Source organism: Protofrankia sp. Cas8 (assembly GCF_963555845.1).
Taxonomy (GTDB): Bacteria; Actinomycetota; Actinomycetes; order Frankiales; family Frankiaceae; genus Protofrankia.
In genome coordinates this window covers 1-1911 of the sequence record NZ_CAUVXI010000069.1, presented here as the reverse complement: position 1 = coordinate 1911, position 1911 = coordinate 1, and the positions used below count along the sequence as shown (strand labels likewise).

At 64.1% G+C, this 1911-nt stretch carries 2 protein-coding genes and 1 pseudogene; all 3 read left to right on the top strand.

The features are described from left to right. A partial coding sequence (locus tag U9977_RS12345; protein ID WP_322749377.1) for a hypothetical protein occupies positions 1–205 on the top strand: 205 nt, incomplete at its 5' end. A gap of 401 nt (positions 206–606) precedes the next feature. Continuing rightward, positions 607–795: a hypothetical protein gene (locus tag U9977_RS12340; RefSeq protein WP_322749376.1), complete on the top strand. Its 189-nt coding sequence runs from the start codon at positions 607–609 to the stop codon at positions 793–795. Positions 796–1333: 538 nt separating this feature from the next. Next, positions 1334–1911 (top strand): annotated as a pseudogene (locus U9977_RS12335) (AAA family ATPase); the annotation flags it as partial.

Below are 1911 nucleotides of genomic sequence, written 5' to 3'. Positions count from 1 at the left end.
TGTGCGCTACGGCTTGACCACCACCGGCTCCCAGACGCCCGGTGATCGCTCGCGTGGCGATCCCATGCCCCTGCGTCGCCGGCCATCTCCACAGCTACAGGAAACGACCGCCCGGAGCATGGACGACGTCCTCGCCAGGCTGCACAGCCCGTCAGCTACGGACAGTGACGAAAGTGGAGAGAAGGGTCGGGTCGCGAGAAAGTGATCGTTTCCAACCTGTCTCAACCGTGCGTGCGCTCGGAGGGACTCGAATCCCCAACTTCTTGATCCGTAGTCCTCGACGATATGTCCATTGATGTCCACCGGTGCAGGTCGCGGGCTCGGGGTCGTCCACCGACGTCTACGGACGTCCATCCCCGTTGCAGTACAACTGCAGTACACCGTCGTTTTCGCCCGCAGCGACGGAATGTGAGGAAGTGTCCGATCCGCCATCGAGGCGGCGTGGCGCGTGGCGCTCGCCGTCGTGCGCAGGCCAATCATGTCTGCTACAGCCGACAGGGCGGCGAGCGTCCAGCAGGTAGGTGGTAGCCCGGTCTGGCGACGGGCTGTGTTGCTGATCTGGGGGGCATTCGGCGTACTGTAGATCGTATGAGTCGGGTGGTTCACGTGCCTTACACCGTCGAGCAGGACGAGACCGGCTGGTTTTGCGCACATGCTGCTCTCCCGGGCGGCGGGGCCAATGGGGAGGGCCGGACTCGGGGCGAGGTGATCGAAGACCTGCGTGCAGCGTTGGAAGGTTGGTTTGCCGAGTTCGGCGCGCCGGACGAGCTGGCGGTGACGGTCGGCGTGGCCTGATGCCGCCGGTCCCCGCGCTGCGTGGCGCCGAGGTGGTCAAGGCGCTGGAAAAGGCCGGTTTCACCGTGTAGAAGACCTCCCACCCGGCCGGCGCGTGGTCGAGCACGTGGCATTCGCCGGTTTCGAGACCGTCGTAGAGCCGGTAGCAGGCCGGCCTGATGCCCTCACATGAGAGCAGGAATCCCAGGTCTGCGCGTGTCAGTGCGGTTTGGGTTCTCCACAAGGATCACCGTGCGGTCTATCGGTAGATTATTACCAGAGTGGGGAATTTCGTGATCGTCCACGTCTGCACGGTTCGCATTGTGCACTGCGGCGATCCCATGAGCGAGAGACGGTCAGGGCGTGGCGAAGCCGCTGCCGGTGAAGGCGGTGCAATGGTGGCGGGCTACCGTCGCGGTGTGACCCCTACGTATGTTCCCGTTGAGGTTAGCCAGATCGCCCGCTGGAGAAGCTGTATGAGGCGCTACGGGCATTCGATCCGGAGGTCACCCCGACGATCGAGACTGTCGAGATCGAACCGGGTCGCCACGTCATCGTGGTGACTGTCAGGCAAGGTCGTTACCGGCCGTACCGTTACCGGGGAACCGCGTACAAGCGAGTCGGCGCTGTCACCACTGAGATGGGCCGCGAGGAGTACCAGCGGCTGTTCCTCGAACAGGTGCATGCCAGCGATCGGTGGGAGATCGAGCCGGCGAAACTCACTCTTGACGATCTCGACTTTGGCGAGATCGTCCGAACCTTGGAAGACGCCATAGCCCGTGGCCGGATCGGCGATCCGTTCAGCCGTGACCCGGTCGAAGTGCTGCGCGGGTTCGGTTTGGTCAAGAACGGGAGGATCATCAACGCTGCGGTCGCGTTGTTCGGAAGATCGGATCGGCTGCTGCCGGACTATCCTCAGTGTCTGATCAAGCTGGCGAGGTTCCGTGGCGTTGTCCGTGGCGAGCGGATGGTCGACGAGCGGCAGGAACACGGCAACGCCTTTGCGTTGCTGCGTCGTGCCGAGGAGTTCTGCCGCCAGCACCTGCCGATCGCGGCCCAACTTGACCCGGACAGCATGGTGCGCCTCGACGAACCCGAGATCCCGTTGCTTGCGCTCCGCGAAGCGCTGGCCAACGC